General features: G+C 60.6%; 11 protein-coding genes. 6 read left to right on the forward strand and 5 right to left on the reverse strand.

The window, feature by feature from the left end; genetic code table 11:
- A partial coding sequence (locus B3849_RS02455) for a Hint domain-containing protein (RefSeq protein WP_286779773.1) occupies window positions 1-241 on the forward strand: 241 nt, incomplete at its 5' end.
- Window positions 242-315: 74 nt separating this feature from the next.
- Here the strand turns inward: B3849_RS02455 and B3849_RS02460 are convergent.
- Genes B3849_RS02460 through B3849_RS02470 form a run of 3 tightly spaced genes read right to left on the reverse strand, consistent with a single transcriptional unit; the run spans window position 316 to window position 4,641 of the window.
- On the reverse strand, window positions 316-1,332 hold the full coding sequence (locus B3849_RS02460) for a siderophore-interacting protein (RefSeq protein WP_278426103.1): 1,017 nt from the start codon (window positions 1,330-1,332) through the stop codon (window positions 316-318).
- Window positions 1,325-2,548, reverse strand: a complete 1,224-nt coding sequence (locus B3849_RS02465; protein WP_286779774.1) for an MFS transporter — start codon at window positions 2,546-2,548, stop codon at window positions 1,325-1,327. The genes B3849_RS02460 and B3849_RS02465 overlap by 8 nt, the downstream gene beginning before the upstream one ends.
- On the reverse strand, window positions 2,548-4,641 hold the full coding sequence (locus tag B3849_RS02470; protein ID WP_286779775.1) for a TonB-dependent siderophore receptor: 2,094 nt from the start codon (window positions 4,639-4,641) through the stop codon (window positions 2,548-2,550). Before B3849_RS02470 ends, B3849_RS02465 begins: the two co-directional genes overlap by 1 nt.
- Before the next feature lie 302 nt (window positions 4,642-4,943).
- Between B3849_RS02470 and B3849_RS02475 the strand changes: the two genes are divergently transcribed.
- Both B3849_RS02475 and B3849_RS02480 read left to right on the forward strand, forming a co-directional pair.
- Window positions 4,944-5,384: a hypothetical protein gene (locus B3849_RS02475; protein ID WP_278426100.1), complete on the forward strand. Its 441-nt coding sequence runs from the start codon at window positions 4,944-4,946 to the stop codon at window positions 5,382-5,384.
- Between the two features lie 109 nt (window positions 5,385-5,493).
- Complete coding sequence (locus B3849_RS02480; RefSeq protein ID WP_184584081.1) at window positions 5,494-5,967, forward strand: Dps family protein; 474 nt, start codon at window positions 5,494-5,496, stop codon at window positions 5,965-5,967.
- Window positions 5,968-6,012: 45 nt separating this feature from the next.
- Here the strand turns inward: B3849_RS02480 and B3849_RS02485 are convergent, their stop codons facing one another.
- Together B3849_RS02485 and B3849_RS02490 are read right to left on the reverse strand one after the other, a co-directional pair.
- Window positions 6,013-6,258, reverse strand: a complete 246-nt coding sequence (locus B3849_RS02485) for a DUF1289 domain-containing protein (RefSeq protein ID WP_009824242.1) — start codon at window positions 6,256-6,258, stop codon at window positions 6,013-6,015.
- A gap of 138 nt (window positions 6,259-6,396) precedes the next feature.
- Entirely contained in the window at window positions 6,397-6,903 is a 507-nt protein-coding gene (locus B3849_RS02490; protein ID WP_005848745.1) for a superoxide dismutase family protein, read from the reverse strand.
- A gap of 217 nt (window positions 6,904-7,120) precedes the next feature.
- On the opposite strand from B3849_RS02490, the gene B3849_RS02495 reads away from it, so the two are divergent.
- The 3 genes from B3849_RS02495 (at window position 7,121) to B3849_RS02505 (ending at window position 8,542) form a co-directional block, all read left to right on the forward strand.
- A complete protein-coding gene (locus B3849_RS02495) occupies window positions 7,121-7,474 on the forward strand; it encodes a PRC-barrel domain-containing protein (protein WP_174226631.1) in 354 nt (117 codons plus the stop codon).
- Between the two features lie 166 nt (window positions 7,475-7,640).
- Complete coding sequence (locus B3849_RS02500; protein ID WP_278426099.1) at window positions 7,641-8,132, forward strand: MgtC/SapB family protein; 492 nt, start codon at window positions 7,641-7,643, stop codon at window positions 8,130-8,132.
- Between the two features lie 113 nt (window positions 8,133-8,245).
- Complete coding sequence (locus B3849_RS02505) at window positions 8,246-8,542, forward strand: hypothetical protein (RefSeq protein ID WP_037953403.1); 297 nt, start codon at window positions 8,246-8,248, stop codon at window positions 8,540-8,542.
- Window positions 8,543-8,548 lie beyond the last annotated feature (6 nt).

Below are 8,548 nucleotides of genomic sequence, written 5' to 3' on the forward strand. Positions count from 1 at the left end.
GGTCAGCTACATCCACATGCTGTTTGACAACCACGAGGTCGTGTTTGCGGATGGCACATGGGCCGAAAGCTTCCAGCCGGGGGCACATTCGATGGCCGGCATCCAGTCCGAACAACGCAGCGAGATCCTGTCGCTGTTCCCCGAACTCGATGCGGCTGACGGCATGTCCAACTTTGTCGCCGCCCGGCGGTCTCTGCGCGCGCATGAGGCGCAACTGCTGGTATCCGCCAGCGCCGCGTAAGGCGCGCCATCCGGTGCAAGTAACGAAAAGGCAGCCCTTGAATGGGCTGCCTTTTTTGTCTCAATGGCAGCGCGTTACCAGAAGGCCGAGATATAGGACCGCTCGGCCGCGCCGCCGTGCTCTTTCCACATCTTGCGCACCTGCGTCGCCATTGCCTTTTGCCCCGCGAACCATAAAAACCCGTCCGCCGCAGATGAAACCGCGTCGCAGGCCGCCTGCCCCATCGTGGGACGCGCGGCCTCGCTGGCGATGACAACCTCCAGTCCTGTGTGCTTTGGCAGCGGATAATGCGCGGCATCTACGTGCGATGGATACAGCATGATGCGCCCTGTCAGATCGGGGTTCGCCTCCATGATACGGGCAATGGCCGGAAAGGCGGTATCATCGGCAAATCCGAACACCGGCCCCGTGATCGTACAGCCGCCGCCGCCCGGTCCGGTGACAAGGATCTGCGTCCCCAGTTCAACGCTGCGCGCCCAATCGGTGGTGCGCCCGCCTTCGTGGATAAAGAGGTCAAACACCAACAACCCGTTTTCCCGATCCACCCGCCGCGCGGTATAGACCGGCAGATGCAGCTTGTGGTCACCCTTGGGCCAGACGGTTGCCCCGTTCTCTCCGATGCGGGGCCATTGGGGGGTCTTGCCCGGTTGCGCGATGCCAAGGCGGAAATGGATCGCACTGTCAGAGAACCGCGCCACATCGCCCGCCAGCGTGACCCGCATAAACCCGCAGTCCAGCATCTCGCGGTGCTGCACCGTCATCAACCGTGCGTTATCGGGCAAGGCCCCCTGACGTATCCCATCCGACCAGCGGATCGCCTGCGCCGCATCGGGCATAACGCTGCCGATCTGATCCACCAGACTGTCCTTCAACGTCTGCAGGAAATCGGCGCGCGCGGTCGATATCTCGGCCTTGCAATTGGCACCCGACGGGGCAAAGGCGATCCGCCCATAATAGGTGCCCACGACAATTCCCTGCGCGCCATCCTGTTCGACGTGCAGGTCATGCTCTGCCGCTTCGGCCAAGGTGGCCTGACGCAGCGCGGCGAAGTTGACGCCGGGCAATTCGGTTTGTGCAGTGTGATCAGACATGGGCCATCCCCTGTTGCGGTGCGCGCTGCCCCGAGACCCGCCAGATCAGCGGCAATGCCGCAAGCGAGACGGCACAGGCCACACCAAAAAAGAAACCGTAACCAAGATGCTCGGCGATGACCCCGGCGACCATGCCCGAGACCATGCTCACCGCCGCATCCATACATTGGAACAAGGTAAAATCGACGCCGCCCTGCCTCGGGTCGGACCAGTTCATGAACTGCCCGTAAAGGGCGACGAAACCAAAGGCCATGACGGCCGCGCTGCTGACCATCGCAATCGGGGCCACCGTCGCGGCGGCGAAAACGCCACCCGCCGCCGACAGGCCAACCACCCCGAGGATCAGCGCCTGAAGCGCCACCGCGCCGGCCAGCACCACGCGGGTGCCAAAACGGCGCACCACTGCACCGCCGGTCATCGCCCCCGCAAAGCCCAAGGTCAGGCTGCCGACCCCGCTGAGCAGTCCAAGCTGACCCAGATCATAGCCCGCGTCGATAAAGTAAGGCCCGAACATCCCCATCGCGGTTTTCTGCGCCACGACATAAAGCGCCGCGACCAGCAACCCCTGACGCACCTCGGCGCGGGCCAAGGCGGTTCTAAGTCGCGGTTGATGCGGTCGCGCCTGCGCGGTTTTCGCCCGCGCGATGATCGCAAAGGGGACGCAGAGCACAGCAATCACCGCCGCCATCCCCCATGCGCCCGCCAGCCATCCGGCGCGGTCCACGAGGATCAGGAACACGCCCCCGCCGATCGCAGCCCCCAGATAGGCACCGCCCACCTGCGCCGCATTACCCCAGCCGTATTGCGTCTCCTTCAACGCCGCCACGGCATAGCCGTCGCAGGCAATATCCACCGTGGCCGTCGCAAAGGCTGCCACCATCAGCACCGCCAAAACAGGCAGCACCGGCGACGGGCCGATCAGCCCCACCACGCAAAGCGCCGCGATCACCACCGCAGCGCCTAGTGATACAATCGTGACCGACCGGTCCCGCCCGCCATCCGGCAGCCGGAACCGTTCAACCCTCGGTGCCCAAAGGAACTTGAGCGCCCAAGGCAGCACCAGCACCGAGATCAACCCGATCTGGTCCAGGGGCAGCTTCTGCGCGCGCAACACCCCCGGCAGCCCCGACCATGTGACGCCCGCAATCACGCTTTGCGCAATATAGATGCCGCCGATCGCGCCGACGACACCCCAAGTTCCCCCGGACCGCGCCATCAGAAGCGGTAGCTGACGCTGGCCGTCGCGGTGCGCCCTTCGTAGCGATAGCAATAGTCCGCGCTGCAGGTCTGGTCGGTGTTGTCAAAGACGTTCTTGACGTTGATCTGCGCGCTCAGCCCGTCATAGCCGACTTCGCCAAAGTCATAGGACAGCGACATATCGGCAAAGACTTCGGCATCGTTCTTGTAGGTATTTGCATCGTCGCCATAGCTTTCGCCGACATAGCGCAGACCCGCCCCGAAGCCAAAGCCCTTGAACGCCCCGCTTTGCGGCTCGTAGAAGCCCCAGATCGATGCGGTGTGATGCGGCGTGGCCGACAGCTGGTTGCCCACGGTGCCGGTGGACCCTGCCTCGATCTCCATATCCAGATAGGTATAGGCGCTGGTCACGCGTAGACCATTGGCAAAGTTGAACTGGCCTTCAATCTCCAGCCCGCGCGACCGCAGGTCATAGGGCACCTGCACCTGGTTCAAGCCATTGAACGTCGCCGGATCAACCGTCTGGAAGACAACCCCGTCCTCTTGACGGATGTCAAACAGCGACGCGGTGACCAGGCTTTCCGTGCCCGGCAGCTGGTACTTGACGCCCACTTCCTTTTGCAGCCCGCGTGTCGGCTCTGCCGAACGGCCGCTGTTGGGGTCGGTGCTGTCGTCATAGACCAGCCCTGTGGTCGGCACGAAAGAGCTCGACACATTGGCATAGACCGACAGGTCGGTGTTGAACGCATAGCTCAGACCGACGCGACCCGAGAAACCGTTGTGCGATGTATCGGTGCCGTTCTGATTGGCGTCAAAGGTGGTCATGTCGACCCAGTCGTAGCGGCCGCTCAGGAACATCGTCCACGGGCCGGAGCTCAGCTGGTCGTGCACATAGACGCCATACTGGTACATTTCCTGACCGTTGGAATAGGGCTGATCCACCGCATCCGTGTCGGCGGCAGAGACATAGCCGACACCGCCATAATAGGCGTCATAGGACGACTGCGTGTAATCGAAACCGGCCACAACCGTGTGGTCAAACGCACCGGTAGAGAAATGCCCCTCGGCATAGGTATCGACCGAGAAATTCTCGGAATTCTCAAGATAATGGCCCCAGTAGCGCCCGAACCCCGTGCCCGCCGCATAGATGCCGCTGAACTCAAGATCCGCATCCACTTCGGAATACCGCAGGTTCTGGCGCAGGGTCACGCCATTGTCCATCTCTTGCTCAAGCTCGTAGCCGACGCGCCATTGTTCGTTCACAAAGTCATTATAATCAGGATCGCCGACATAGATATCAGACGCTTCGCCCTGCGACGGGTTGTAGTAAGACGCCGTACCGCCGCGTGTTGATTCAGAATATTCTGTCAGCACGGTGATCTTGGTCCGATCCGTCAATTGATAGGTGAAGGACGGGGCCAGCAGCGCCAGATCATCGCTATAGCCCGGCAGTGGCGTATCCGCATCCCGCGCCACACCGGTCAGACGATAGCTGAGCCGTCCGTCGGTGCCGACGGGACTGGTGAAATCGAACGCCAGCTCTTTGCGGCTGTCGGTGCCAAAGGTCAGCTTCAGCTCGTTATAGGCTTCGTCCTTGGGGCGTTTGGAAATGATATTCACCAGACCGCCCGCACCGCTGACGCCATACATCGACGACGATGGCCCCTTTAGCACGGAAACCCCTTCGAACGTGTAGGGGTGGTTCTGGAACCACGCCGACGGCCCGTTCACCTGACGCAGGCCATCGCGGAACAACCCGTCATAATAGGCCGAGAAACCGCGCAGATAGACAGCGTCATAGCGCGAGTCGAAACCGAAGTTGGTGACATTCGTCCCCGAGGTATAACCCAACGCGTCCAGCAGCGTGCGCGGCTCCTGATCTTCGATCTGGTCCTGCCCGACGGTGCTGATCGCTTGGGGGATGTCACGGATGGGGGTGTCTACGCGCGTGGCCTGACGCCCCGACTCGGCCACATACCCGTTTTGCAACAGCGTCGCATCGCTTTCCGCCTCAAGCGTGAGCGTCCCCAGATCAAGCGTATCCGCCTGCTGCGCATAGGCGGGGTGTGATGCGGCCAGCGCGGCCACCAAGGCAATCCTTGAAATTTGCATGGAATTCTGTCCCTTACTGTTTTAGTCGGAAATGAACCGCCTCGCGGCTATTGTCAAACTGAAATAGTAAGGTATTCACTTGCCCGAGACCTAATCAGGTCAGCGCGTCGGGGCAAGCCGCTGCGTCACAAACTTGGCCGCCACAAGCGGCGTCCTGCCTACACCCATGTATTTACATAATATTTTCAAATACCCCACTAAAACACTCCCCCTTGTCGGGGCGATGCTTATACCCTATAAATAAAGTAAGATATTCAACCGGACAGGCCCGAACCCTGCCCCATGTATGGACTTCTCTTGATATGGCATCTTTGGCGACCCTTCCGATCCTCGACCGCGACGACGCTCCGGCACAGGCTCCCGCCCCCCGTATCACCCCCGAACAACGCATCGCGCTGACCCATTTGCGGATGTCGGCGATGGCCTGTCGCGTCGCCGCGCGTACGGATCTTTACGAAGCCTGCGCCCTGCTCAGCCTTGATGGCGAGGACGCGAAACGCACATTTGTGGATACGCTGATCAAATGTCTGCCGAATGCGGTGCAGCGCAAGGTCGTCTGGTTCGCGCCGGGCACAGACACGCTATCGTTCGACGAAGCATGGATCCTGCGCTGCCTCACCAGCATCCGCGAGGACGATCCCGCCAGTCTCAACTTCCTGATCAAGTCGCGCGTGGCCCCTGCGGACCGACGCTATATCGGCTATCTTCTTGGCCAGATTTCCGAGCAGTTTTCTCAAGTTTAGAATAATTCCAAAAAGACCTTGGCAAACCGTTTTTGGTGTCTATGTTGAATGGACAGCAAGCTAGTACCGTGCCAGCCAGTCAGAATTTTAATCACTTGGGGACGAGAAAATGAACCAGACAGCAGCTGCTTTGACAACCGATGCAAAAACAGCAATCGCCGATGCATTGAACCAATGCGTTGCGGAAACCGCCGTGACGACAATGCTGGCGCAAAACTTTCACTGGAACGTAAAAGGCATGGGTTTCGGCCCGCTGCACGACCTGTTCCAGAAGATCTACGAAGACCACTTTGTCGCGCAGGATGATCTGGCAGAGCGTATTCGCGCCCTTGATGTCCATGCCGAAGGGATGCTTGCAGGCATGCTGAAGCGGTCCAAGATCAACGAACATGATGGCCACGCCAACGACAAGGAAATGATCCGCGTCATGATGGAAGCGCAGGAAACGCTGGCCTCCACCATCGCGGGTGCGGGCCAGTTGGCCGCCGACCATGGCGACACGCTGACAGAAGATCTGTGCATCGCACGCGGGACAGAGCACGAGAAATTCGCGTGGTTCCTGCGCGCACACCTCGCAGGCTAACCCGCCCGCCCGCTGATCCCGTCAGCACCCAAAATCAAATCGCGGCTAGAGAAGCTTCTCGGCCGCGATTTTGCGTTTTGCCAGCTTCTTGCGATAGGCCAGATCCCAATGGCTGTATTTGCCCAGACGTTCCTGTTGCGCGGTCAGCATCTGGATAAAGCCGACGCGGTGGCTTTCTTTTTTCAGCGATTTGAACATGGATTTCTGCGCCTTGGTCATCGAACACCCGATGCAATGGCCTTCGCGTTTGAACTTGCACACGTCGATACAGGGGCTGGGTGTTTTTGCCATGGGAAACCTTGCTGATTGATCCGGCGGTTTGCCCCCTGTCCGTGCAGGGTGCCAGCGGTAGCCTATGCCAGCAAAAGCAAGGCCGCGCCAGTGGGGGCGCGGCCTTGGTCGTTCAAATCATCGTTTGCCGAAGGGGGGTCAGGCGGGATCAGCACCAAAGACACCGCAGGCAATCCGGTCGCCCGCATCGCCTGAAGGTTGCGAGCTGTAATCGTCCTGCCCGCCGTGGATTACAAAGGCAGCGCCGTCGTCATCCATCAGATGCTCTTCGACATTCAGGAACGGCAGGAACACTTCCTGCTCTACGGTGCCATCACTGCCCACGGTGACATTCGGCATATCACCGGGGTGTGGGCCACCGGCGGTCAACACGCCATGCTCGCGGTCCCCCGCGATATGTCCGCCAGCGGATTTGAACCCGTCGCCCGAACAATCACCGGTTTCATGCAAATGCACCGCAATGCCCCCTGCGGGCAGGTTGGATAGCGACAGTTTTGCCAGCGCCACGCCGGACTCGGTATCCTGGACCGTCACGGTTCCGACCTCTGCGCCCTCGGCATCCATAACCGGCGCAGTCGTCTCGGCGGCGAAAGCGGCGCTTGTCATCAGCCCGCAGGCCACGGCGGTGGTGAGTGCGAATTTCATTGGAATCTCCCTTTTCATGCTTGGGTTTGAACCGGCCAGCTGTGGTCGATTGGTCAAAGACCAACCCGCCGCATTTACCCAAAGTTCCAAGCCCCCGTGCCCCCACGGCCAAACAACGCCCATCGGCAGAAGTTAGCCGCCCCTCGACGGACGCGGAACCGCCGCGCCGCCTCTGTCGTTTCAACTACAGGTAACCACAACACAGGAGAGTTTCGACATGACTGCGACATCACATTCTAGCCTCGTATCTTCCTCTGACGTGAATGGTACGACTGTTTACAGCCGCGATGGCACGCATATCGGGTCCATCGACCATCTGATGATCGACAAACAATCCGGCAAGGTCGCCTATGCCGTGATGGGCTTTGGCGGGTTTCTGGGCCTGGGCGAGGATCACCACCCCGTGCCGTGGGGCAAGCTTGAATACGACACCACCAAAGAAGGTTTCGTGACCGACATCACCGAAGAGCAGGTCAAAGGCGCACCAACCCGCAGCGACGGTTGGGTGACAGACCGCGAATGGGAGCGCCGGACCCACGAACACTATATGGTGCCGAACTACTGGATCTGATCCACAGAAGTTAACGACGCAGACCGTCCCCACATCGGGGGCGGTCTTTTTCTGTCACCGCCCTATATCCAAACCATCAGCTTTCAAGAGACCGGATTGCCCCCATGCCCAGTTCCGCCCCCTGCCCCCCTCTCCCGCACCCGTCTTGCGCGCAGGAGACACGCTGATGTGGGAAGATCTGCTGAACGAATTCTCCCTCGCCCCCAGCCTGCCCCTGTCGGTCGTTATGGCCCGCACCCTTGCGACGGTGGTATTCTGCGGGCTGATCGGGCTTGAACGCGAAACCTCCAAACGGCCTGCGGGTCTGCGCACGCATATGCTGATCGGCCTCGCGTCGTGCATCTACTGTCTGCTGACCCTCGCCCTGCTCGCCCGCAGCGCCGAATTCGGCGACACCATCCGGATGGACCCCCTGCGTATCATCGAGGCGGTGACCAGCGGAGTCGCTTTCCTTGCCGCGGGGCTGATTGTCTTTTCCCAAGGCAAGGTGCGCGGCCTGACCACGGGGGCCAGCATGTGGGTCGCCGCCGCCGTTGGCGTGGCCTGCGGGTTGGGCGAATGGACGATTGCAGGCATGACCGTGATCCTCGCGCTGATCATCATCGCGCTGGTGCGCAAGCTTGAAAAACGCGCAGGCACCTATGAAGAGCACGACTAGTCGCGGCCATCGGCAGCAATGCAACAGTTTGTGACCCAGAAACACGCGCCCTTGTTTTACAACTCCGGCGAAATACCCTAGCTGCATAGCAAATTCATATGAGGAATATCACGATGAGCGTTCGGGTTTGGATTGCAGGCTGTGCCGTATTGGCGCTGGCTGCTTGTGCGGATGTACAGACCACCACTGACAAGATGACCAACGACCAAGGGTTTTTCACCGAACTGCCCGAAGGGGTGCGCTTGGTGGCTGCCAAGAACCAGGATCTGACCGCGGTTAAGATCGACCCCAGCAACGGGTGCTACGTCTATCGCTACCGCGGGCCGGTCGAAACCACCTTCCTGCCCCTGCGCGCCGACAATGGCCGCCCGATCTGCACCCAAACGATCGCGGCAGCTGCGGCGGGCTAAGCGCGC

Source organism: Sulfitobacter sp. UBA4523 (genome assembly GCF_002388305.1).
Taxonomy (GTDB): domain Bacteria; phylum Pseudomonadota; class Alphaproteobacteria; order Rhodobacterales; family Rhodobacteraceae; genus Sulfitobacter; species Sulfitobacter pontiacus.